General features: G+C 38.2%; 24 protein-coding genes and 1 tRNA gene. 6 read left to right on the top strand and 19 right to left on the bottom strand.

The window, feature by feature from the left end:
- Positions 1-47: 47 nt before the first annotated feature.
- From AC2G3J_RS17010 to AC2G3J_RS16985, 6 genes are all read right to left on the bottom strand, one after another.
- Positions 48-395 carry a hypothetical protein gene (locus tag AC2G3J_RS17010; protein ID WP_228270444.1) on the bottom strand — a complete coding sequence of 116 codons (348 nt, stop codon included), beginning with the start codon at positions 393-395 and terminating at the stop codon, positions 48-50.
- Between the two features lie 141 nt (positions 396-536).
- Positions 537-953 (bottom strand): lysozyme inhibitor LprI family protein, encoded by a 417-nt coding sequence (locus tag AC2G3J_RS17005; protein ID WP_336953428.1) that lies wholly within the window; start codon positions 951-953, stop codon positions 537-539.
- Between the two features lie 825 nt (positions 954-1,778).
- A complete protein-coding gene (locus AC2G3J_RS17000) occupies positions 1,779-2,969 on the bottom strand; it encodes an MFS transporter (RefSeq protein ID WP_483770349.1) in 1,191 nt (396 codons plus the stop codon).
- A gap of 22 nt (positions 2,970-2,991) precedes the next feature.
- The gene (locus AC2G3J_RS16995; RefSeq protein ID WP_004723174.1) at positions 2,992-3,423 is read right to left on the bottom strand and encodes a RidA family protein; all 432 of its coding nucleotides are present in this window, start codon (positions 3,421-3,423) and stop codon (positions 2,992-2,994) included.
- Between the two features lie 372 nt (positions 3,424-3,795).
- Positions 3,796-4,668 carry a S66 peptidase family protein gene (locus AC2G3J_RS16990; RefSeq protein ID WP_336953426.1) on the bottom strand — a complete coding sequence of 291 codons (873 nt, stop codon included), beginning with the start codon at positions 4,666-4,668 and terminating at the stop codon, positions 3,796-3,798.
- A 24-nt stretch (positions 4,669-4,692) separates the two neighbouring features.
- Positions 4,693-5,619, bottom strand: coding sequence for a DMT family transporter (locus AC2G3J_RS16985; RefSeq protein ID WP_336953425.1), 927 nt, complete (start codon positions 5,617-5,619; stop codon positions 4,693-4,695).
- A 931-nt stretch (positions 5,620-6,550) separates the two neighbouring features.
- Between AC2G3J_RS16985 and AC2G3J_RS16980 the strand changes: the two genes are divergently transcribed.
- The 4 genes from AC2G3J_RS16980 (at position 6,551) to AC2G3J_RS16965 (ending at position 10,302) form a co-directional block, all read left to right on the top strand.
- Complete coding sequence (locus tag AC2G3J_RS16980; RefSeq protein ID WP_004723168.1) at positions 6,551-7,678, top strand: Re/Si-specific NAD(P)(+) transhydrogenase subunit alpha; 1,128 nt, start codon at positions 6,551-6,553, stop codon at positions 7,676-7,678.
- 11 nt (positions 7,679-7,689) lie between these two features.
- Positions 7,690-8,010 (top strand): proton-translocating transhydrogenase family protein, encoded by a 321-nt coding sequence (locus AC2G3J_RS16975; protein ID WP_336953423.1) that lies wholly within the window; start codon positions 7,690-7,692, stop codon positions 8,008-8,010.
- A 3-nt stretch (positions 8,011-8,013) separates the two neighbouring features.
- The gene (locus AC2G3J_RS16970) at positions 8,014-9,468 is read left to right on the top strand and encodes an NAD(P)(+) transhydrogenase (Re/Si-specific) subunit beta (RefSeq protein WP_483770348.1); all 1,455 of its coding nucleotides are present in this window, start codon (positions 8,014-8,016) and stop codon (positions 9,466-9,468) included.
- A 126-nt stretch (positions 9,469-9,594) separates the two neighbouring features.
- Positions 9,595-10,302 carry an XAC2610-related protein gene (locus AC2G3J_RS16965; RefSeq protein ID WP_483770347.1) on the top strand — a complete coding sequence of 236 codons (708 nt, stop codon included), beginning with the start codon at positions 9,595-9,597 and terminating at the stop codon, positions 10,300-10,302.
- A gap of 594 nt (positions 10,303-10,896) precedes the next feature.
- Here the strand turns inward: AC2G3J_RS16965 and secF are convergent.
- The 11 genes from secF to queA form a co-directional block, all read right to left on the bottom strand.
- Positions 10,897-11,868, bottom strand: coding sequence for a protein translocase subunit SecF (secF, locus tag AC2G3J_RS16960; RefSeq protein WP_483770346.1), 972 nt, complete (start codon positions 11,866-11,868; stop codon positions 10,897-10,899).
- Positions 11,869-11,875: 7 nt separating this feature from the next.
- Entirely contained in the window at positions 11,876-13,777 is a 1,902-nt protein-coding gene (gene secD, locus AC2G3J_RS16955) for a protein translocase subunit SecD (protein ID WP_336953421.1), read from the bottom strand.
- A gap of 53 nt (positions 13,778-13,830) precedes the next feature.
- A complete protein-coding gene (yajC, locus tag AC2G3J_RS16950; protein ID WP_336953420.1) occupies positions 13,831-14,160 on the bottom strand; it encodes a preprotein translocase subunit YajC in 330 nt (109 codons plus the stop codon).
- A gap of 134 nt (positions 14,161-14,294) precedes the next feature.
- On the bottom strand, positions 14,295-15,425 hold the full coding sequence (gene tgt / locus AC2G3J_RS16945) for a tRNA guanosine(34) transglycosylase Tgt (protein WP_336953419.1): 1,131 nt from the start codon (positions 15,423-15,425) through the stop codon (positions 14,295-14,297).
- A gap of 275 nt (positions 15,426-15,700) precedes the next feature.
- Complete coding sequence (locus AC2G3J_RS16940) at positions 15,701-16,117, bottom strand: hypothetical protein (protein ID WP_419361114.1); 417 nt, start codon at positions 16,115-16,117, stop codon at positions 15,701-15,703.
- A 238-nt stretch (positions 16,118-16,355) separates the two neighbouring features.
- Positions 16,356-17,369 (bottom strand): AAA family ATPase, encoded by a 1,014-nt coding sequence (locus AC2G3J_RS16935; protein WP_336953417.1) that lies wholly within the window; start codon positions 17,367-17,369, stop codon positions 16,356-16,358.
- An 11-nt stretch (positions 17,370-17,380) separates the two neighbouring features.
- Entirely contained in the window at positions 17,381-18,097 is a 717-nt protein-coding gene (pnuC, locus tag AC2G3J_RS16930) for a nicotinamide riboside transporter PnuC (RefSeq protein WP_483770345.1), read from the bottom strand.
- A gap of 364 nt (positions 18,098-18,461) precedes the next feature.
- The gene (locus AC2G3J_RS16925; RefSeq protein WP_419329057.1) at positions 18,462-19,031 is read right to left on the bottom strand and encodes a LemA family protein; all 570 of its coding nucleotides are present in this window, start codon (positions 19,029-19,031) and stop codon (positions 18,462-18,464) included.
- Between the two features lie 19 nt (positions 19,032-19,050).
- The gene (locus AC2G3J_RS16920) at positions 19,051-20,076 is read right to left on the bottom strand and encodes a hypothetical protein (RefSeq protein ID WP_419819615.1); all 1,026 of its coding nucleotides are present in this window, start codon (positions 20,074-20,076) and stop codon (positions 19,051-19,053) included.
- An 88-nt stretch (positions 20,077-20,164) separates the two neighbouring features.
- Positions 20,165-21,187 carry a hypothetical protein gene (locus AC2G3J_RS16915; RefSeq protein WP_419819614.1) on the bottom strand — a complete coding sequence of 341 codons (1,023 nt, stop codon included), beginning with the start codon at positions 21,185-21,187 and terminating at the stop codon, positions 20,165-20,167.
- 147 nt (positions 21,188-21,334) lie between these two features.
- Positions 21,335-22,372, bottom strand: coding sequence for a tRNA preQ1(34) S-adenosylmethionine ribosyltransferase-isomerase QueA (queA, locus tag AC2G3J_RS16910; protein WP_336953455.1), 1,038 nt, complete (start codon positions 22,370-22,372; stop codon positions 21,335-21,337).
- 184 nt (positions 22,373-22,556) lie between these two features.
- On the opposite strand from queA, the gene AC2G3J_RS16905 reads away from it, so the two are divergent.
- Both AC2G3J_RS16905 and AC2G3J_RS16900 read left to right on the top strand, forming a co-directional pair.
- A tRNA-Leu gene (locus tag AC2G3J_RS16905) sits at positions 22,557-22,643 on the top strand.
- A gap of 187 nt (positions 22,644-22,830) precedes the next feature.
- Positions 22,831-23,898 carry a tyrosine-type recombinase/integrase gene (locus AC2G3J_RS16900; RefSeq protein WP_483770344.1) on the top strand — a complete coding sequence of 356 codons (1,068 nt, stop codon included), beginning with the start codon at positions 22,831-22,833 and terminating at the stop codon, positions 23,896-23,898.
- A 55-nt stretch (positions 23,899-23,953) separates the two neighbouring features.
- Here AC2G3J_RS16900 and AC2G3J_RS16895 read toward each other — a convergent pair whose 3' ends face one another.
- Both AC2G3J_RS16895 and AC2G3J_RS16890 read right to left on the bottom strand, forming a co-directional pair.
- Positions 23,954-24,247, bottom strand: coding sequence for a hypothetical protein (locus AC2G3J_RS16895; protein WP_096733044.1), 294 nt, complete (start codon positions 24,245-24,247; stop codon positions 23,954-23,956).
- Positions 24,244-24,438 carry a hypothetical protein gene (locus tag AC2G3J_RS16890; protein WP_483770343.1) on the bottom strand — a complete coding sequence of 65 codons (195 nt, stop codon included), beginning with the start codon at positions 24,436-24,438 and terminating at the stop codon, positions 24,244-24,246. Before AC2G3J_RS16890 ends, AC2G3J_RS16895 begins: the two co-directional genes overlap by 4 nt.
- Positions 24,439-24,451 lie beyond the last annotated feature (13 nt).

Here is a 24,451-nt window from a genome sequence, read left to right as displayed (position 1 = left end):
AGTACTTTATTGAATACGATGGGATGCTCAGTTTTAATTTGTGAGACTCAATAGTGGCTGATTTTATCCGCAAGATTGGCAATACGGTTCAGACGGCAAGACTGTGCATCTAACATTTGTCCTTGTCCTTCGGTTTTCGGATCCCAATTACAATACTTGTCGGTGTTTTCCCACCATGCTGCGATTTCATCCATCTGCCGGTCTTTTTTCACACTGTCTGGACGACTGATGATTTTGGCAAAGGCCTGTTGAACGCGGTTCTTATGTTGAGCATATTCTTGGTCCATACAGCTTTGCATTTCAAATGTTACTGCACCACTTTGTTTTATACATTGGCCATAACTGCTGCTTAATTTGGCATGAATATAAGAATCATCTGGAAGGGGACGAGACATTTCATCATCGGCAAAAGTTGCAAAAGGCAGAAGAAAGATGAACAACAATGTAATACTTTTAATTTTTTTCATATATTTAACCTTTAGTTTTATATTGATCTCGCTATGTGTTCTTGAATATCTCTATGCTTTAAATTCGCATTATTGAAGTAAATTCAGATAGCGTTGCAATTGTGCAGTACGGCCTGCGATACGCTGTATATCATTAAGTTCAGTTTGCAAGTTGTCTGGCTGTGATTGACCATACAGCGTTGTTTCCAGTTCAGCATCACTTTGACGTGATTGTAGCCAAATGCGTTGCGATGCAACCAGTTTTGTTTTCTGGTTAGCATTCAAATGCGATTGTAATTTTTTATAGGTACTATTCAATCGCGCATCTTGACGTTTAGCCTCATCTTTTAGACAAGTTGCCTGTTCAATGATACCTTGGGCACTGTTGTCACAGTTTATAAAAGCTTGGCTTAATAAGTTTTCATTACCTATTGGCGCAGCGAAGACCAAACTTGAAAAAGTACATAAAAAACTAATCGGTAAGCATGCTAATCGTATTTTTTTCATAAGGGATAAGCTCTTGGTTGATCTATCAGGATGTATGTTATAGGCAAACTATTGTGCTGTATGATTGATTGAGGATCAATGTTCGCTACTGTGCGAGCTGAATAAAACTTTGCTTGAGTATCGTCAATCACGCTTTAGCAAAGACAAACAGGGTTATCATTTTGACCAAAGTGTACCAATTTTAAACTTGAATAATCATGGATATTTTTTCCAAAAAACATAGATTGCCCTGTACAAATTTATTGAAAGGACTGAGATTTATCTTGCGTATAATTCTGCTCCTCAACTATTTATTCATATAGCTTCAAGAGAGTAACCCGTATATCCATTTAAATTAAAATTGTATACATCGCATTTTTTGAATTTTATAGAATAACCTGAGTTCGATATAAAAGTCTTGATGAAATATGATACTCGGAAACGTCATCCGCAACTGTCTGAGGCAGGACTTCATTCATAAAGTATTGTTTCTGTGATTTATTAAATGCATTGCTGGTCGTCGACGAGTTTTGCGGGTGACAATGGTTTTGCCTAGTTTTCCCAAAAGAAAAGTAGGGCAAGCCGCAGGCTGATCCTGAAATTCGATGAGAGTTAAACAAGACTCCGCCAAGATCATTTTTTTCAATAAGTTAAAGATATAGCTAGGTCAAACCCACGTTAGAATATTATTTGTATGAATATATTATGATCGGTTTTTTCACACAATAGTTACAGTGAATATTATTCAAATAGAATGATTTGGGTATCCGTTTTTTTATTAAAATAATAAGTCTCTTAAAAAATCAAAATCCCTCAAATTTTGAAGGATTGTGATTTTAGAATGCTTTAAATGGTCTGTGCTCTATTGAGATATAGACGATCTAGCAGAGAAAATAGTGCAGACCCCATAACCAGACATACACCAACAAGACAAGTCATGGTCCAACCTCCATGATGCCATGCATAAACCCCTAAAGCAGAACCACATGCACCACCTGTGAAATAGGCTGTCATATAGATAGAGTTAATCCGAGATTTCGCATCTGGGCGTAAACGGAAAATGATATTTTGATTGCTGGTATGAACCACAGCGAGTCCAAAGCTAATCAGACCATACCCTAAAATATAACTGGTGAGGTACTTTCCACCGAAATAAAGCAGCGCCCAACTGATGATCATCAACGCTACCCCAATCCATGTCAGGATACTGGTATGTCCACGGTCTGCAATTTTACCAATTTTTGCAGTGGCTAAAGCACCAAATACCCCAATGATCGTTGCAACACCAACCAAAACATCAGGTAATTTAAACGGTTCAGAAGTTAGTAAAACAGCAATCGTTGAAAATAAAATACTCATGGCTGCAAATGCAAAGCCACCAATAATTGCACGATAGACTAAACGACGTTCTTCTTTTAACAGCACACCCATCGAGTAGAAAATTTTGCCATAACTCATTTTAAACACAGGTACATGCGGCAGACGTTTTTTCAATAAATAGGCAAGTATTAACATCAATACCGCACTAACAAAGTAAATCAGTTTCCAGTTAAACAGGTTAGACAACAAACCGGCAAGACTGGTGGAAAGTAGTAATCCAACCAATAGTCCACTCATTAAAAAGCCAACAACTTCTCCTGTTTTTTCAGGTTTAACTGCCATCGTTGCAAGAGGGATTAACACCTGAGCCGCAACTGAAAATAGACCTGTAATAATTGTGCCAACCCAAAGCATGGGTAAATTGACTGCAAAAGCACACATCAATAAACCAATCGCAGCACAAAACATTAACCACGGAATAAATTTGATTTTATTGACGATATCGCCCATGGGCACAATGAATAAAAGACCAAGTGCATAAGACACTTGAGCAAAGGTCACTGTAAATGCCACTTGTGATTCTGGCATGTTGAAATAGAGTTGAATCGAGTGAATCAGCGGCTGACTATAATAATTTGCTCCTGCGCATAAACCGCAGGCAATCGCCATCAGCCAAAGTAATGCTTTATTTTGGCTAATATCGAGTTGAGCATTCATAAAAATATCCTAGTTCTTGGAGTTACATACAATAGGCAGTTGCTTCAATTTCAATGAGCATTCCTTGTAAAGCAAGACACGGGACAGGAATCAGTGTACACGCAGGGAAAGGTTGATCTTTCCAAAGTTGTTGCATTTCCTGAATTAAAAACTGATGTTTTTTGGTACTGTGATCGACCACAAGCACTCTTAAAACAGCAATATCCAATAATGATGCATCAGCCGCTTGTAGGGCATGTTGCAGATTGACAAAAGCTTGATGAACTTGTTGTGCAAAATCTTGGGATAATTGTCCTTGTTGGTTTTCACCACCTTGTCCAGATATATGCAAAATACGTAAATAATGGCGTACTTCGGCCACATGACTATACGCAAATGCTGTTGGATTATAAAGTGTATTTGGGTTAATCATTTGGAACGATTTGATCTGTGCAGATTCTGATCTGGAATTCATGGATGACTCTTTTGATTGACTGGAAATTTCCGTTAGTATCAAAACTCAAGTTAACTTAAGGTCAAGTAAAAATACCTAGAAAAAACCGAAGCAACTGATCGTATTTATGAATGGACATTCAACGGGCTGTTAAACGAGAAAACCGTCATATAGAAAAGTGATCAGAAGAGAGGGCATACAAGTGAAGTATTGCTCAGTATTAAAAGTATATAGGTTGTTTATCTTTGCTTTGATACTCTTAGAAAATCCCAGTAAGCACTGACTAGGATTCCATAGAGGCATATCTTGTGCAATTTATTGGCTATTTTTTATATTCAATGTGCTGAAATGGCACTGTACTTTAAATAACTCAGTCATTAAATAACCTAGCCGTTAAATAATGAGTTGTGAATCTACAATCTTGCCCGTTTTCCCTAACCAAAATGGACGGTTGACTTCACCATGACCAAACCAGTCACATTGGTAAAGTGGGATGTGCAGTGGATCGAGATGTTCTTTCACAATCTCAACAATACTTTGCGGGACATTTTTTTGTGGGCATTGATAAAAATCACCCAAGACCAAAGCCTTTAAGTTTGAAGTATCAATACTTTGTAGGAGCTGAGTCAATGAACGTTCAATTCGATAATACGGTTCGCCTACATCTTCAATCAGTAAAACACTCGGCTGATTCAGTTTTAACGCAGACGGTGTGCCTTGTAAAGTACACAGTACAGTAAGATTCCCGCCTAAGATTTTAACATCTTCAATGTGCTGATCTTGAGCAAAACCATTTGCGCTGGATAAGGGATAATGACCGTGTTGGTTTATATCCGCTGATAACAGGCTAATGGTTTTTAAAGCATCATACGACAGGGAGCTATTGTCTAAATTTTTAACGGCAATTTCCTGAAATACAGGCGCATGTAAAGATTGTCCATGATGCATCGCGATATAGTTTAATAACACCGTTGTATCTGAATAGCCAATAATGGGTTTATTTAAAATCCACTCATCTAAAAATGGCAATAACATGGCAGCACCAGTACCACCACGACCACACCAAATTGCATCAATGTCTGGATCTATACATGCTTGTTTTAAATCTTGAATACGTTGTTCAACTGTACCTGCCAAATAGCGATGTTGTGAAAATACATGTTCACTTAAGCTGACTGTATGACCTAACTGTTCCAAATGCGACTGTGCCAACTGGATATTTTCAACATCTACACAGGCACTCGGCGATACAATTTTAAAATGCATATTCCTTCCAAGTTTCTGCACAATTTAGTGTGCAAGTTTCTTTTTAGACAAAGTAATCATCATGACACCGATGATATTCAGTAAACAACCAAACCATTGTATCGCATTCATATGCTCACCGAGCAAAGCCACAGCCAAAATAATGGTTAGGATCGGGCCAATCGAACCAATCATAGCTGCTTGTGCAGCACCTAAACGAGAAATACTTTGCGCGACCAAAATCGTCGGTAAAACCGTCACCAATAAGCCTAAGGCGATACCATACCAAATGACTTGTGTCGGAAGTTGAATTAGCAGTTGAATCGGCTGGGGAGTTGCAATGATAAAATGGGTTAGCGTACCAAAACATGCAATGCTTAATGCCAAACCAGTGTAATTCCATGAACCAAATTTTTGAATTAAACGCGGGGTCATGAGCAAATACGTCGCAAAACAGACCGCACTGGCAAAGACTAAACTCACGCCTAGCCAGAAATTTCCTTCATGGGGTACTGTACTTTGCTCTTGCAGCATCACAATCACTGTACCACCATAGCTTAATGCAATCGCTAGGATGGTTCTAAAGTTGAGTTTTTGCTTATAAATAAAGCTTGTGGCAATCACTGTCAGTGTTGGATAGAGAAATAAAATAATACGTTCTAACGAAGCACTGATATACATCAGACCAGCGAAGTCGAGCCAACTTGAAAGGTAATAGCCCATCAAACCAGCAGCAACTAAGAAGGCCCAGTCTTTTCCTGTCATATTTTTATTGTGATGGCGATTGAACCAACACAATAAAAGGAAAAAAGGCAGGGCACTTGCCATTCTCAATGCCATGAGCACGGTGCTGTCGACTAATGGCGATAATGCGTAAGCCTGTTTAATAAAAATAGCTTTGGTACTAAATAAGAAAGCCGCACCAAGTGCGAAAATCGAACCGAGTTGAGTACTGGATAACGAAAGTTTCATGAATTTGACTGCATTGACAATGTCGCTATACGACATGTAAATTTGAACAAGCAGTATAAATGTTGTTTTCAATCAGTGGAAATACAAAAAAAGAATGAATTGGCGCAATAAAAGGAATATAAAGCACAATTGCTTACTTAATTCTTTGTGGATTTAAGTGTCATTTAAAGAGATGTAAACAAAAAATGTATAAAAATCAATCTTGAAATTCTTGTTTATAAATTACTCAAATTCTATATGTTATTTTTTTGCACAAAAAAGGTGCAATATCACCATGACTGGTTCAAGCTGTTCGAGTATTATTAACTGACAAAATGGCAAATAAAAAAAAACTAAAATTTTTTGTAATTGCTTTAGGCTCGGGTCTAGTGTAATTCTAATGGTTATCCCAAGTACTTTTTTTTATTAATGAAATTAAAAAATGTTATAAAAACCGACTTACATTTTTGACGGAAAAAATGATAGAAAAGGCCAATATAAGCTGATAAAAAAACCATGTAATTTGTCAGAAAGGTCAATAGGGATGTTCTTTTTTGTGCTAAATCTATTGTTTTATAGAGTATTTAAACAGCAAGTTGGAATGCTTAAAAGTGAATCATACTGCTGTAAATGCCAATCGGTAGGGTAGGGTAAGCAGCTTAAAACATCCAGATAAGCTTAAAAAAACATCGTTTTTAAAAATTGGAGACAGGATATGTCAAAAAAACTGAGCAGGATAATGCAAGAAAAATACAATAAATTAAATATAGGGTATGTCGCACAATTATATTTATGAATCATCAGTTCAAAATATGGGTATTTATTAAATAAATATTGGGTGGTATTTTAAAAAAGTTCAATTAGAATCCAAAAATTCATAACAACGCATCTGGGGGAAACATCGGGTTATTTACGATGTTTACTTGAAGAAAAATTAGCTTGAGGAACGCTCATGCAGATTGGAATCCCAAAAGAATCTGTCGTCGGTGAAAACCGCGTAGCCGCTACGCCAGAGACAGTAAAAAAGTTGATTAGTGCTGGTCATAGTATTGTCATTGAACGAGGCGCTGGTAAAAAAGCGGCTTATATTGACAGTGCTTATGAACAAGTCGGCGCTAAAATTACAGATGATGCCTATACAGGTAGTCAAATTATTTTGAAAGTTCGTGCACCACAAGGTGAGGAAATTCAAAAGCTTGCCGCAGGAACAGCTGTGGTAGCAATGTTTGACCCATACCGTAATACTGAACTTGACCAATTTGCGTCACAACAAGTGTCTGCATTTGCGTTAGAGCTTTTGCCACGAACACTGTCTCGTGCGCAAAATATGGATGTATTGTCTTCTCAAGCCAACCTTGCAGGTTATAAGTCGGTGTTACTGGCCGCTGCGGAATATCAACGTATGTTCCCAATGCTGATGACCGCTGCAGGTACTGTAAAACCCGCTCGTATCGTGATTATGGGCGTGGGTGTCGCAGGTCTTCAAGCCATTGCAACTGCAAAACGCTTAGGCGCAGTTGTTGAAGCAACAGATTTACGCCCAACTGCACGTGACCAAGTCGAATCGCTTGGTGGTAAGTGGTTAGATGTACCGATGTCTGATGAAGAAAAACAAAAAGCTGCTGATGCCGCTAAAAATGGTTATGGCTGGATGCCAGGTGAGCAATATATTCAAGACCAAGCCATCATCGTAGATAAAGCCGTGTCAAATGCAGACATCGTGATTACCACTGCGTTGTTGCCAGGTCGTGATGCACCTCGCTTAATCAAAGCTGAAACTGTTGCCAAAATGAAACCGGGTTCAATCATCCTAGATATGGCGGTTGAATCAGGCGGGAACGTTGAAGGCTCTAAGAATGGTGAAAATGTTGTCACTGACAATGGCGTGACGATTTTAGGTATTCCAAATATTCCTTCTACAGTATCGACAGAAGCTTCGGCACTGTATGCACGTAATGTTTTCAATTTCGTAGAAACTTTGTTTGATCAAGAGAAAAACTTTGCGATCAATCAACAAGACGAAATTCAAAAAGCACTTCTAGTAACTCATGGCGGTCAAGTACTGCTGAAGCGTGGTTAAGGAGAGTCATCATGGTTGAAACTATTACTATTTTCGTCTTAGCCATCTTTGTTGGTTACTACGTGGTTTGGGGTGTAACACCTGCATTGCATACGCCGTTAATGGCAGTAACCAATGCATTGTCCTCAATTATCGTTGTGGGTGCGATGATACAAACTGTTGGAATTCCTGGTGTTGTAGAGGCAAGTGTACAATTCCAGTCCGTGAATGTTGTTAGTGTACTTGGTGCAATTGCAGTGTTCTTGGCAAGTATTAACATTTTTGGTGGCTTTGCAGTGACTGCACGTATGCTTGAAATGTTTAAGCCAAAACAAAAGAAAAAAGAGGGCTAATCTATGGAATTTATTCGAGAATATGCGGATTGGTTCTACCTTGTAGGTGCTGTCCTTTTCATCTTAACTTTACGTGGTCTTTCAGGTCCTAAAACTGCGATTGCTGGTAACCGTTACGGTATGATTGCCATGGCGATTGCAGTAATCACCACATTCTTTGTCGCAGATCATCCTGTTGTATGGATGATAGGTGGTGCCATGGTGTTGGGTGCAATTGTGGGTATTGCTCGTGCACGTACAGTTCCAATGACACAAATGCCAGAAACAGTGGCATTGATGCACTCACTTGTCGGTTTGGCTGCGGTACTGATTGCAATTGCTGCAATTTTACATAATAACCAACTGACTGCTTTGTTTGCTCAAAATGAATCTGCTTTAACGGCTGCTGGTGTACAGCATGCACATATGAGTAAAGTTCATTTATTTGAATTATTCGTCGGTTGTTTCGTAGGTGCGATTACCTTTACTGCATCTGTATTTGCTTATGGTAAGTTAGCTGCAAAGAAATGGGCAAAAACCATTTCAGGTGCTTGGGTTAAACCCGTTCAAGCGATTATTTTCCTCGCTATGCTGGCGTGTGGTGTGTACTTCTTTACCACAGGTAACATGCAAGCATTCTGGACGATGACTGCACTGGCGCTGGCATTTGGTTGGGTTTGGATTGCACCAGTCGGTGGCGGTGATATGCCAGTTGTGGTTTCACTACTGAACTCATTCTCTGGTTGGGCTGCGGCAGGTATTGGTTTCACACTTGAAAACAACATGTTGATTGTTGCTGGTTCATTGGTGGGTTCATCAGGTGCGATTCTGTCTTACATCATGTGTAAAGCAATGAACCGTTCAATCATCAATGTATTGTTTGGTGGTGCGATGGGTGGTACGGCTGTAGCATCGGTTGATAAAGGTGAGCAAGTTCAACGTAATTACCGTTCTGGTTCTGCGGATGATGCGGGTTTCTTGATGTCAAATGCTGACAGCGTTGTGATTGTACCGGGTTATGGTATGGCGCAAGGTCGTGCACAAAACGCAGTGAAAGAATTGTGTGAAATCTTGAAAGAGCAAGGTGTAACAGTTCGTTTTGCAATCCATCCAGTTGCGGGTCGTATGCCTGGTCATATGAACGTATTGTTGGCGGAAGCTGATGTTGCTTATGAAGACATCTTGGAAATGGACGAGATCAACTCTGATTTCCCAGCGACTGATGTTGTACTGGTAATTGGTGCAAATGACGTTGTTAACCCTGCAGCTAAAGATGATCCAAGCTCACCAATTTATGGTATGCCGATTCTTGAAGCACATAAAGCACGTACCATTATGGTGATCAAGCGCTCTATGGCAACAGGTTATGCGGGTCTAGACAATGACTTATTCTACAATGATAAAACCATGATGATCTTTGGTGATGCCAAGAAAGTTGTTGAAGAGATGACGAAAGCAATCAATGGTGGTGGGCACTAAGCTGCTCTTGGATTAAATCCACCCCAACCCTCCTTTGAGAAAGGAGGGAGCCTAACCGCCTTCGGGCGGTTTTTTATTATTCACAGTTTGATGTTATGATTTTGATAAAAATCGACTGAATAAAAAATGATGAATCAACCATTTAAAATAATCTGTAACAGCTTAGGCATCTATTTGGCATTTTCCTTGTCTATAACGAATGCACAAGTTTTTGAAATTCAAGATGGTTCGAAACACTATGATGCCGTAATTGATATTGCATGTGAAAAAGATGAATGTGGGGCTAAGGCCGAAGTAAAGCTATTAAAAAAGGGCAGTAAAGCGGTATTTCAAACATTTCACTCTGATGAGTTGACTATGTATTTAGACGAAAAGTTTAAACCGAGTGTCAATGTTATACAGCTTTATGGTGAACAAAGTCCTTTGATTTTTGATGATTTTAACTTCGATGGAACAGAAGACCTCGCGATTAGAAACGGTAATTATGGTTCTTATGGCGGTCCTGTGTATGACATTTATGTATTTAATCAAAGCAAGAATAAATTTGTTTTGAGTCAGGAACTGTCTGCACTCACTCAAGAAAATTTAGGCATGTTCGAGCTAGACAAAAAGCGCAAACGCATCATCGCCTTTAATAAAAGTGGCTGTTGCTACCATATTCGTTCTGAGTATCAAGTTGTACCTAGAAAAGGTTTATTGCTGGTTCGAGAGTTTATTGAGGATGCTACTTCACCAAGAGGTGATCAAGTTGAAGTCACAGATCGCAATCTGGTCAATGGAAAATGGAAGGAAAAGACCAAGTATTATCCAACTGCAAAATATTATGCTCAGTAGTCACAATTTACCTCGTATCGCTATTTTGTATTGACCTATAGCCAAACTCTACCTAATTGTTCATACACGTGACTTGCATCGAGTCATTGATCAGAAATGAAGCTTATATTTTTGTATGAACTTTTAGAAACTATTGGTTATCAATTGGTTTTTTGTGCTTTTGGATCCTAGATGGTTATCCTACCGTGGGGCGACATGGATGTCGTCGTTGGGTGAGGGTATATGAGCAAAAATAAAGCACTGCTTTGTTTGCAGCGCAAGAGCCCTGTTAAACGAAAGATTTTTGTCATCTTTGAAAAGTGAGGCATCGCCTGCGCAAAGGTATTTAAACTTTGAATGTAAGGTGTGGCATTGCAAGCTTTTTTATAATCAAAAAAATTATTCTTCCATATAATTGATTTAATTAAAAAATATTAACTAAGAGAAATTATATTCTTATGTATGAGTTTTTTGATAGGTTGACTATAGCGTGATGCTGAATTGTGGGGCAGAGTAAGGTCTTATGAATAGAACAACTTCTTTTACGGTGTGATGTTAAATTTTAAACATAAAAAAGCCCATCCAAAGATGAGCTTTTTTAATTAAAACTGAAACTTAATGAGGAATATGCTCTTCATCTTCAAATTCAGGTTTAACTTGTACGATAAAGTCTTGACGATTAAGACCACGCCACAATGCAAATGCAGTACCGATATAGATTGAAGAATACGTACCTACAAATACACCAATAAACATAGCAACTGAGAACCAGTGTAAGCCATCACCACCCAAGAACATCATTGCAAGTACAACCAGCAATAATGTCATCGAGGTATGAATAGTACGTTTTAAGGTTTCAGTTAAGGCAATATTCACAATTTCTAACGGTGTCGCGCCACGAATCTTACGGAAGTTTTCACGGATACGATCCGATACAACAATGTTATCGTTTAACGAGAAGCCGATTAAGGCAAGAATAGCCGCTAAAACAGTAAGGTCAAATGGCCATTGCATCATTGCAAAAATACCAATCGTTACGATCACATCGTGCAGTAATGAAAGCACTGCACCCACTGCAAGTTTAAACTCGAAGCGAATGGTCACGTAGATCAGCATAAGTAGCATTGCAAGCGCTACAGCACCTGCAGAGCGTAAATATAGCTCATTACCGACTTGACCACCGACAGAGTCAACCTTATGAACAACGGCAGTGTTATTCGGCAGTTGAACCGCTTTGGTGATGGTATTACTTAAGTCTTCAACTTTAAGGTCTTGCGCTGGCATACGTACAATTAAGTCTTTGTTTGAACCTAAGGTTTGTACAACTGCATCTTTAAAGCCTGCTTTATCCAAATTCGAAATAACGTCTGCTGGTTTTGCTGCGTATTGATAGTTCAACTCTGCAGAAACACCACCAGTGAAATCTAAACCAAGATTTAAGCCTTTGGTTGCAATAAAGAAGATACTTGCAATGGTCAAAAGGATTGAGATGATTGCCGCTAGTTTGGCAATCTTCATGAAATTAATTACATGCTCATCATCAGGGCGACCATATTTCTTTTTCGGTTGAGTCACATCAGTCATCATCGATCTCCTATATGCTCAACTTATTCAAGTTACGTTTTCTGCCATATACCAATTGGACAATTGCACGTGTTACTGTAATTGCAGTAAACATTGAGCAAATAATACCAATCATCAGCGTTACAGCGAAGCCTTTGATCGGACCTGTACCAATTGCAAACAGAATAAATGCAACCAAGAATGTGGTTAAGTTTGAGTCGAGAATGGTGTTATAGGCTCGATCATAACCGGCAATAATGGCCTGTTTGGGCGAGGCCCCCCAGCGCATTTCTTCTCGTATTCGCTCACAGATCAGTACGTTGGCATCGACCGCCATACCAATGGTGATGACGATACCCGCAATACCTGGTAGGGTAAGTGAAGCCCCGATCCAAGACATGATGGTGAGAAGCATTGCCAAGTTAATCACTAATGCTACATCAGCAATTAAACCAAATAGACGGAAGAACACGATCATCCAGATTGCAACAAGCAGGAAACCAACTTGAGTTGATAATACGCCTTTGTCGATGTTCTCTTGTCCCAAACTTGGACCAACAACACGTTCTTCTACAAAGTACATTGGGGCAGCTAAAGCACCAGCACGTAGCATCAATGCAAGTTCAGCCGCTTCTTGAGGAGAATCTAAACCAGTAATACGGAAAGATGAACCTAAAACCGCTTGAATATTTGCAGCATTGATTACCACAGATTCAGTATATGGTGTACGAACTTCTGTCATAGCACCTGTAACTGGATCAGCAACAGAGGTGATTTTTTGTTTATTTTCAATAAACAAAACCGCCATACGTTTGCCAACAGCAGTACGGGTTGCATCTGACATCAACTTACCACCAGCAGTATCTAAAGTAATATTTACTTCAGCACCACCACTATCTTGGCTAAAACCACTTGATGCATTTTGTACACGTTCACCGGTAAGGATGCGACTGCGATTTAATAATAGTTCACGACCACTGTCCAAAGATTCGTAAGCAAAAACTTCAGTACCAGGCGGTAACGGTTGACCATTATATTTACCTGAGAAACGGTCAATATATTGATCATTTAAATCGGACACTAAACGGAATTCTAGGTTTGCAGTACGCCCTAAGACACGTTTAGCTTCAGCAGTATCTTGTACACCAGGCAGTTCAACCACAATACGATTGCTACCTTGACTTTGTACCAAAGCTTCAGCCACACCTAACTCATTAATACGGTTACGTAAGGTGGTTAAGTTTTGATTGAGTGCATAAGATTGAATGTCTTGCTTGGTCGCATCATTATAGGTCAACTTAAGCGTAGAACCTGTATCTGTTGCTAGAGCTTGTTGATTGAACTTATTCCCATCACGACGTAAAAAGTCCATTACCGCTGCACGGTCATCATTATTTGCAAACTGAATCGTAATGGTATTGTTGTTCAATGAAAGACTATTAAATTTAATCTTATTGTCACGGAACTCACGACGTAAGTCTGTTGCTGAGGTTTCCATACGTTGTGCAATAGCTTTGTCCATATCTACTTCAAGTAAGAAATGAACACCACCACGCAAGTCCAAACCAAGCTTCATTGGCTTAGCGCCAATTTTTTGCAACCACTCAGGTGTGGTTGGTGCAAGGTTTAATGCAACGGTATAGTTATCACCCAAACCTTTGCTGAGGACATCTTTTGCTTTTAACTGTGCTTCAGACGTATTTAAACGCAGAAGGGCAGCATTGTTAGTGAAGGTATTATCATGACTGCTAATATTTTCACTTTTTAAAATTTGCTCTGCTTTTTGTATGACAGACTGATCAATTGTGGTACCAGCCTTGGCACCAGAAATTTGAACAGCAGGTTCGTCAGGATACAAACTCGGCAGCGCATATAATGTACTGATTACTAGGACCACTAGAATCAATATATATTTCCATGCAGGGTAACGCATTCGCTTTCTTCTTAAAATGAAAAAGTCGTGCTAAGTGCACGACCGTTTTATGATTAAAGGTTATTTAATGTGCCTTCAGGGAGTACTGAAATAACACTTGCACGTTGAACTTTGACTTCATTGCCTTTACTTAATTCAACCACTGCAAAGTCGCCATCAATTTTTAGGATACGACCCATTAATCCACCTGCAAATACAACTTCACTGCCAACACCTAAGCTCTCGATTAACGTACGGTGTTCTTTTGCACGCTTAGCTTGAGGACGCCAGATCAGAAAATAAAAGATGGCAACAAATACCACAATCATTAATATGTTTGCCATCATGCCTGGGCCTTGTGCAGGCGCTGCTGCAGCGTGAGCAGAAGAAATAAATAAGCTCATTCTAATTTCCTAATGTTAAAAATTATCTGCCATTTTCATGGCTTTTAAATTGACTTGTTCAGCAATTTACCTTGTCTTGGGTTTCAGCGCAAATACTGTTGAATTAATCTTCAATTCAACTTTACATTGGGGCACTAATCAGCAGGACAAGCTGGAACTTCTAAACCGCGACGTTGATAGAAATCAGTTACGTATTCATCAAAAGTTCCCTGATCTAAAGCATCACGAATATCTTGGGTAAAACGTTGGTAATAACGTAAATTGTGGATCGTGCCCAACATAGAACCAAGCATTTCACCGCATTTTTCTAAATGGAATAAATAAGCACGGGTGAAGTTGCTACAGGTATAACAGTCACAATGTGGATCCAGTGGACTTTGATCATGACGATATTGGCTGTTACGAATTCGGACCAGACCATCAGTAACAAAATAATGACCATTACGTGCATTTCGAGTTGGCATCACACAGTCGAACATATCGACACCGCGACGAATTGCTTCAACGATATCTTCTGGTTTACCCACACCCATCAAATAACGTGGTTTATCTTCTGGCATTTTTGCAGGCAGGTAATCCAAAACTTTGATCATTTCTTCTTTGGGTTCACCTACAGATAAACCACCAATCGCAAAGCCATCAAAATCAATTTCTTTAAGACCGTTTAAAGACTCTTCACGAAGGTCTTCATACATTCCGCCTTGAATGATTCCAAACAATGCGTTTCTATTTTTTAAAACATCGTGATGCTGTGTTTTACAACGCTTCGCCCAACGTAATGACAGTTGAAGCGATTTCTGTGCTTCTTCATGGGTTGCTGGGTATGGCGTACATTCATCAAAAATCATCACAATATCTGAGTTCAATGTATGTTGAATGTCCATTGAAATTTCAGGAGATAAAAAGACTTTTGAACCATCGATAGGTGAGCGGAAAGTAACCCCTTCTTCTTTGATTTTACGCATAGCACCCAGGCTGAATACTTGGAAGCCGCCTGAATCAGTAAGAATCGGTTTGCCCCATTTCATAAACTCATGCAAACCGCCGTGTTCACGGATAACATCTAGTCCAGGACGTAAGTAAAGGTGGAAGGTATTGCCTAAAATAATTTGTGCTTTGATATCTTCGATATCGCGTGGCAACATGCCTTTAACTGTGCCATAAGTTCCCACAGGCATGAACACAGGTGTTTCAATTACACCATGTTCTAAAGTTAAACGACCACGACGAGCACGCCCCGACTGACCTAATTTTTCAAACTTCATAAGTAACCTAAATCTGGCGAAAAAACAGTTCGCTGATTGATAATTGCAAAAGGGGGCTATTTTCCCTGATTTTATGGTCGAATACCAGTCATGTTGTTTTTCATAATGTTAAATTTAAAATTATTGATTTAGCGCTGTGAACATCAATAGATTAATGCAAGAATCATTTTTTATAGTTGAATAATTATTGTTTGAATATCAAGGTATTATTTTTATGCAGTTAAAAAGCGAAGAGTGGTTCGCTTTTTTAACTTAGATTTGGACAAGATAGAAAATTAGTCTTTTGCCTTACGACCGATAATAATCAAGGCGATAATTCCCAGAATCATGATAAATATCCCATAATGATTCCAAAAATTACGTTGCATTTTATTTTCTTGGTATTCAGGATTTTTACCTAATGTTGCAATGACATCATCAGGCAATTCATAAAAAGTATCTGGCTCTGCATCAGTCATGCCGACCAAGGTGCAGTCCCAAGTTTTGACATCTGCCCATAAGACTCCAAAGTGACTACATTTATATCCTGCATTTAAACTTTTAAGATCATCATATTGACTTAATATTTCTTGTGGAAATGGTCCAACCTTAAACATTTCATCGCCTGTATTGAAAACTAACAGGCCTTTCGCTTGAGCAGGCGCTTGCCAGAGAAAACACAGACATAACATCATGAATAATTTTTTTAACATTTGATTTACTCCAATCTTTAGATTGTCTTTTTATTAAGTTGATCATTTTTAGTTGATCGTTTTGTTCTAAAAATAGTCATTTTTTAGCGGTTTGAAAATATCAGAAAATGATCGAAATGTCATTTTTTATGTTGAAAATAAACACAATTATGGCTAAATTTTTATTCAAATTTCCCTGTAGTGATTTAGGTAATATGTTTCGAGTCAACTATGCTCAATCGCCATAATCTATTCCTGATCATGGCTTTAAAGCTGACCCAAAAAAATTATTGAATTTATCAAACTGATTTAACACTTGTTCAACCTTGGCAATCCTTTGTTCTAAACTTCCTGTTAAAGCGATGTATGGAATCCGACGTTGTTTGAGATCTGCAATAATTTGTTGATGAAAAATAGCTCTTTTTTGTGGGCCACTACGATCCCAGGTGTCGTCATAAGCAATATCATCTTCACATAAGAAAAATAAGTCATAGCGCTGTGCATTTTCGAGTGCAAGTTGTTTGAGGTGCTCCGGTAGTCGGCCATGATAATCCATACAAAACATCGCTGTGGTTATCGCGTTGGTGTCTACAAATAAATAACAGTTTGCATCTAAAGTGGCCTGATCTTCGTAGGCGATATGACGATCTGCAATAATGTTGAAATCCTCAAAACCGATACGACGATCAACTTGGTAAGTTTCCCAATATTCACGCCCATATTCTGGGGCAAAAGTTGTTGCATACTTTTTCGCAAGTGCTTCAACTAAGGTAGACTTGCCTGTAGACATGGCACCAACAAAGACGACTTTGCTAATCAAATCTGCATAGACACAGTTGGGAATAAACTTCCGATTTTGGAAGGCATTTGCTCGAATCATTGTAGCGGAGATCGGCACCTGTAGACGTGGCTCATCCACTCTACGATCAATTGCATTGAGTGCCCTGCTGACATGCGTACCATAAAATTCACTACTATAAAAATGCGAAATTTTCACACCATTGAGCTTTTGAATGATGTAATTTTCTTGTTCTATTTCAAAAGCCCGATCATTGGAATAACCCTCAGGCCCATCCCATGCCTCAATCACATAAATTTGAGGAAATAAATCTCTGATCCATTGGGCGCGAATGTTCAAGGGAATGGTTGTAATTGAACTTTGATAGATCAATACATATAGCTCATCCACTTCCTGTAATGCTGTTTCAAATACATGTACATGCCCTGCATGTAAGGGGGCATATTTACCAAGTGTCAGTCCGATTTTTTTCATAGTTGTTAAATTCAATAGGATGAGTTTGAATGGTTTTGTGCAAGTTTATTCCAATTATAGTAACCGTAGATGGCATTGATCAGAAAGGCCGACCACATCAATAACATCATTGCACCATCACCACTCCCATCAAGGGTTCGGATCGCCCACATTAAAATACTGAATATATTTAATGCAATATAGAACCACCATTGCTCTTTAAAACGCAGCAGCATCAAAATCGTTGCCGAGATTGCAAGAATATTGGTGGTTGCATCTATATAAGGCGTATTTTGAGTGGAAATTTGGGCAAGTAGGTAACCGAGTATAGCAATACAACCTATATTGCTCAGGATGATCAAAATCAAATAAGCATGCCGAAGGACATACGCCTGCTGTAATTGTTTTTCTGTGGTATGTTTCTGCCAAAGTAGCATGCCGATCAAAGCAGTTGGGACAAAGAACAAGAGATTCAGTCCCATTTCGCCATAAAGCCCGTTGTTATAGCAAATCCATGCATAAGCACAGCTATTGAATAAACCAAAACTATAATTGAGAATATTGCCTTTTGCTGCCAATACCACACAGAGAATTCCGCTGAGTAATACCACGAAATTAAACCATGTATCCTGTTGAACTAAGGTAATGATACAGCCGATGAAAATAAAACTAAAAAGCCAAACAATTTCAAATACATTCCAATTTTTGAAAAGAAGCCGAAAGGGTGAGGGAAAAAAGAGTTTCAACATAGGGTTTGTAATTCTAACGAATGCTGCTGGTGTTATTTGCTGGTAATTTATACCGGATTTAAATCTTACAGACGATTTGAAATTTCAGTTTAATCGTATGCAAGGACTGGATTGTTGCCTATTGTTTTTTACCAAGCCTTTTATATATGCATTATCATGATTCATTTTTAATGTATTTAATCAAGGGATGTTTGATCAAAGAATCTTCCCAACATTTCTTTGAGACTATCATGTTTTTACCGCTACGTATTACCTTGCGAAACGATATTTTTCATCATTTAGAATAACTAAATTTCGTATTTCGTAGCTAGTATCGCTTAAAAAACACACGTAGTCGCAAACTTCGACGAATTGTCTACAGACCTTAGTTAAAATTAGGTTTGTAATCAAAATTCTGAGTGACCACATTGTCTGAAAATGGACGAATTGTTTTCTTTGCCAAAGTAATGGTATTGATCATATTGTTGGGGAAAATTTCGATGGTGTTATTAAATTCTTCAACATTACGGTTAAAGATGGTGATTGCTGCACCGACATTTTCATTTTGTTCTTGAATATCATCCATCATTTTTGCATACAAAGTATCCGCTTTGAGTTCAGGATAATTTTCAACCACCACATTTAAACTTTTCATTAAATCTTGATTGAGTTTTTCAACATGTTGCAGTTGAGAAACATCAGTATTGTTCAAGTTTAGATTCAAAATTTGCTGACGTAACTCGGTCACTTTTTCTAAAGTTGATTTTTCAAACTGTGTATATTGCACCAAAGTTTGCTCTAAAGTTTCCAGTGTTTTTACTTTCTGGCGTTCAAAATTGGCAACCTCAGCCCATGCACGTTGTGTCGCATTGAAATAACGCACAATGTTATTTCTAACCAGAATACCCCAAGCGATCAGAACAATAAAAATCCCAATAAATATGATTAAACCCATTTTGATTATTCCTTTTAATTTATGAAATCAAGTTTAGCATGCACTGTTTAAATTTTTCATATTCAGGCATGGTTAATGTTCTTAAATGTCCACGAAGTGCTGAAATATCCTGAAGCTTTTGTTTTTTACGACGAATGCGAAAGAGATCTTGATCTCCCATATAGCACAGCATATTTTCTTCAAAATGATAAACAATATCACCTGAATAGTGTTGAAAAAAATCACTTAATTTTAAGGTGATACTTGGACTAATGGTACGGGCAAGTTGATGTTGATTATAGCCAAAAATATATAAATTTTGATTGACCAGAATATCCGCAGTTTTCCATATTTGGGTATAGGGCGGAATAAATTCATGGTGTTTATTACTGGCAGCAAAGCCGAGGGCGGGTAATTGAAAAATAAAAGCGCCCCATTGGTTTTTATGGGTTTCCTTAATTTTCTGTTTTTCACCCTGAGTATTGGGCAGTGAAAACTCATCGACATAATGATACTGAAACAACATCACATGATGTTCTTGTTCACCATCAAACCATTTGGTGGATGCAAATTGTTCAATCTCGTTCAACACATTGCCTTGCGAAAACAATGGAAAACTTTGTTTTAACTTGCTCATGACCAAAAAGGTATTGCTTGTTGTGGAGATATGACTTGGCGTTTTATTAAAATCTAATTCGTAGCGGAGAAACATCATGCGCTGTTCTAAAAAATTGATGGCTTCATCAATTGGATCATTTTGCTCATAAATTAAATAAGCACCAAAACAGCATAACAACGCTGCTAATAGGCTCAATGGATAGGGAATATAGTGATGAATCAGCCAACCAAAAAGTGCAGTCATTACCCCAATCATAAATAGCAGTCTGGGGATGAGGTTATGAAAAAATAATTCTCTACATTCTCCCCACGGATGTAAGCCATCTAAAATATCTTGTGCTGATTGAGCCTGTTGTCCAATTTCCCAAAGCCGAGCGATATTGCGCATCACATGTTTATTTTTTCTTGTGCGTAGGTGAAGTAATCGCTCAACGGTTTCTATAGGCATGGCAAATCATCATGATTAAAGGATATTAAAGTTCAAATTCCAGATTGATAAGTATGCGATAAATTATTGTATCGACAAAGTAAATTGTTTATTTTTCAACTTTATTTGTCTCATAATGGGGTTGGATTTCTTGTAGAATTGTGATCATTGAATCTTTTAGCTGTTCATAATTAGGCATGTTCATACTTTCAAGTTGTGCAGCTAAATCATGTACAGTTTGAACTTTATCGACTTGCATCTGTGCTTTGGTAATATCCGTTTTAAACAGCCAGCACAAAGTAGGGCGCTGGACTTGAACATAAAAATCACCTTTAAAATAAGCCATGGCTTGTTCAAGCATTAATACATGATTTGGTGTGAAAAATTTGGCAAGTTGCATTTCATTTGTACCACTTAATTGGTACTGATTGTCGAAACGAATATCCCCACTCGACCATTTTACGCCAAGACGGCAGGCTCGATTTTGTTTAGATGAAATGCTGATACCTTGAGCAGGGAAGTTCTCTAGGATGATCCCCCATAAATCATAATGACGATATTCAATCTTTTTCTTACCGTCTGAATCACGAGTTTCGACTTCATCCACATAATGATAATTAAACAGCATATATGGATAGTTGATACTGTTGATCTGCCAAGCGCCATAAATGCAATGACCAATGGTATTTTCATGATCCCCTAAACCAAATAACGGGAAATTATAGGGAGACTCAATATTTTCATCAAAGGCATTGGGATAGAAGCGAATTTGATATTTCACTTCTAGGTTCTTTTGATGAGTATCCTCAATCAATTGATTGAGGGCTTTTGTCGAAGTACGCTTATAGAAAGCAAAAGCCACACTAGCGACTGTTGCTAGTAAGAGTATCGGGTGGGTAAAAATAGCCAGTACAAATAAGCCAATCGCAATCGCGATAAAAAGCCAAAAAGTATAATTTTGAATAGACAGACTCGGATCATCTTGCCAATTCTTTAAGCTTGTAATGATCTGTTCAAAATCTTGATTTGATGAGAGTAACTGATTGATCGCATGTATATTGTGCTGAGTCTTGCCATTGTTGGCGTGTTGTTGGCTAAAAGCATTTTGAATTTTTGTGAGTAAATCATTCATCTTTATTCATTATTGTGGCAAGTGCTTAGATGCCTGATTGTAACGAAAAAATGATTTTGAATGCAAAGTGTCGTGTTTAAACCACACTTTGCATATTGGTAGTCTGACTAAGCAATAACTTTTAAATAGGTTGCGCTTCGTTAGACCTTAGCCATTTGCGTTTTCAATCAACATTGCATCGCCATAACTAAAGAAACGATATTTGCTTGCAACAGCATGTTGATATGCGTTCATAATATTGTCACGGTTGGATAATGCAGATACCAACATTAACAAGGTAGATTCTGGTAAATGAAAGTTGGTGATCAAGCGATCAACCACACAGAACTGATACCCTGGATAGATAAAGATTTGTGTATCGCCTGTCCATGCGGCAATTTTTCCCCCAGACGCTTGCGCTGCACTTTCTAAGGCACGTGTTGCTGTCGTTCCGACGGCAATTACTTTGTTGCCACGTGCTTTGGTTTCTTGAATCAATTTTGCAGTTGCTTCAGGCACATCACACCATTCACTGTGCATGATGTGATTTTCGATCTGATCTGTGCGTACTGGTAAGAATGTTCCAGCACCCACATGCAAGGTTACAAAAGCTTTATTTACGCCTTTTTGCTCTAATTTTTCTAATAGGGCTTGGTCGAAATGCAAACTTGCTGTCGGTGCTGCTACGCTTGCCAATTTGGTTGGATCGTTAAACACGGTTTGATAGCGTTCTGTGTCAATGGCTTCTGCTTCACGGTTAAAGTAAGGCGGAATAGGTAGTTGTCCGTATAAATCTAAAACTTGCAAAATAGGCTGAGAAAATTCCACCACAAATAAGTTTTCATGACGCCCTGTTACCGTCACTTTAACTTCATCTTTGCCAATAAATAACTCAGCACCTGCTTTAGGCGAATTACTGGCTTTGATATGACAATGTGCAATGGTCTGATCAAAAATACGTTCAACCAAAACTTCAATAGCACCACCAGAGGCGCGTTTACCTTTTAAACGTGCTTTCATCACTTTGGTATCATTGAGTACCAATAAATCACCTTCATTGAATAAATCAAAAACATCGGTGAAGTGAAGATCTTGGTATGAACCCTCTGCATTGAGATGTAAAAGGCGAGAAGCGCTACGTGTTTCAAGTGGGTAGCGCGCAATGAGTTCGTCGGGAAGTTCGAAATTAAAATCGGAGAGTTGCATCATGAGGAAGAAAAACTGACATTTGGGATTTAAAAACTGCCGCTAGTATAGCCGTTTTTCAAATTAATGGCTGAAATTGATGTTTTATAATCCAAAAAAACCAGATCTGCCTTAAAATTAAACAAATGTGAAAACTTGTCGTTGACAAGAAAATGAAACGCGCTATTATACGCACACAACCTCTCCCGAGGTGGTGAAATTGGTAGACGCGGTGGACTCAAAATCCACTGTCAGCGATGACGTGTCGGTTCGAGTCCGACCCTCGGGACCATTAGTTTAGGTTAAACAGATTAGATAAACCCCGAAGCCTTGATACATATAGGCTTCGGGGTTTTTTCGTTTCTGGGTGTTGGGTTTTTTTAAGGTATTTTGAGGTATTCTTAGCTATTCATTTACACGTTTTTTACACATTTTTTAACGTGTGTTTATTTGTATAAGTCATTGAGGTTGTAAACTTTATGAGTCTGTCAATTTATCAACTTGAAAATGGTAAGTGGAGAGCAGATCTTATTGCCTTCAATCAAAGAAAAAGTAAAACATTTAAATCCAAGAATGATGCGAAACGATGGTCAGAGATTCAAGAGCGTGAATTCTTCTTAAATTTTTCTACCAAACAAGCTTTAAATAATAAAATAGTTCTTACTGTAGAAGAAGCATTGACTAGATATATGAATGAAGTGTCTAGGTATAAGAAAACTGCGAAAAAAGAGATCCAACGGCTAAAATATTATCAAAATAATCTACCTTTTGTGGATTGGCCATTAGCTAATTATCGCTCTGAACATCTCAAGCAATGGGAAAGCATAGTTATGAACCGGACAATACGCCCTTTAAGTGCTGCGAGTGTACTTCGTGACTATTCAACACTATCTGCATTTTTTAACTGGTGTAGACGAGATAAAGGTTGGATCGACTTTAATCCAGTTGAAAATTTACGGAAGCCCAAAAAACCTGAACATCGTGAACGTCGTATTGAAATAGATGAATTGCAAAGCATACTTACTGCTTTAAAATATACACCAGGCACAGTTCCGAATTCTAAGATGCAAGAAGTAGGTTTAATATGGTTAATTGCAATGTCCACTGGTATGAGATCAGGTGAAATTGTTAATCGACCATTGTCAGATGTTTTTATAGAAAAACGTTTTATACGTTTGCCTGATACTAAGAATGGATCTAGTCGTAATGTCCCCCTTGATGATTTTGCGATTCAGCTTTGGACATTGGCCATAAAAATTGACCGTAAAAATTCTCCAAAAGTTTTTACTATTTCTGATGGCTCTAGGGATACATTGTTTAGAAAGGCTCGAAAGGCTGCAGGTTTAGAAAATTCCGATTTAACATTTCATGATTCGAGACATGAAGCGGCAAGTTTAATGGCTAGACGTATAAAAAATGCTTTAACTTTATGTAAGATTTTTGGATGGAAAGATCCCAAGCAGGCTTTGATTTACTACAATCCTACTAACGATGAAATTTTAGAAGAACTAAATATCAGTCCTGGTTTATCAAGATTAATCGCTTAGAAAATCATAAATAAAATAAAAGCCACTTTTGTGGCTTTTATATGTTTTGTTCTTCTCAATTCCCGTTGTATTTCAAATTTGATTTATCAAACGCCATAGCATATTTAATTACATCTGTTGCTTTCCAACGTGGTGATGTACGGTCACTATCTTTTGATGTCGGTAACTGTCGACTAGGTGGAAAGTTAGGGCATGGAATAATATTTTTTCTCGTATAATCCACTGTATATTTTAGATATTTTGCGATATCTTTTTCGTCCCAGAGTTGGTGTTCAACAGGTAGAATCAATTTTGAATCCAATACTTTTGTCATTTTTAAAAGATATTGATCGAATGCGTTATCGTTCATGCTGCATCCTCCAATTTCCTAGCTTCTTGGCGTTCCATCAATGTAATTTTTGCATGAACACCTAAACGATCTCGCCCTAGTACTTCCGCAATAAAATGTACCGGATATTTATCTTCAAGCATTGAAATAAGTACTTTTTCTTCACATGGCCACCAACCGCCACGAGCAATTTTAAAAGGGTTATTTTTCATAAGTTATTTCTCC

The sequence above is a fragment of the Acinetobacter legionensis genome, assembly GCF_057165765.1.
This window is presented reverse-complemented; position numbering and strand designations above follow the sequence as displayed.